General features: G+C 60.0%; 1 protein-coding gene. It reads right to left on the reverse strand.

Annotated elements, in window-relative coordinates; translation table 11 throughout:
- Window positions 1–160, reverse strand: a 160-nt coding sequence (locus R0J88_RS24065) for a MerR family DNA-binding transcriptional regulator (RefSeq protein WP_410901466.1), incomplete at its 3' end; no start/stop codon positions are given.
- Window positions 161–230 lie beyond the last annotated feature (70 nt).

Here is a 230-nt window from a genome sequence, read left to right on the forward strand (position 1 = left end):
GGGAGCGCTTGATGAAGGCCAGGCTGTGCAGGTCGTCATCGCCATACAGGCGATAGCCGCTGCCACTGCGATGGGCGGGCTTGAGCAGGCCGATGGACTCGTAGTAACGGATCATCTTGGCGCTCAGGCCGCTCTTTCGGGCTGCTTGGCCGATGTTCATTCGGCGTTCTCCAGGTCTTTGGGTTTCCAGGTTTTCAACAGTAGCGCATTGCTGACCACGCTGACGCTGG

This window comes from Pseudoalteromonas sp. SIMBA_162, assembly GCF_046535955.1.
GTDB lineage: Bacteria > Pseudomonadota > Gammaproteobacteria > Enterobacterales > Alteromonadaceae > Pseudoalteromonas > Pseudoalteromonas marina.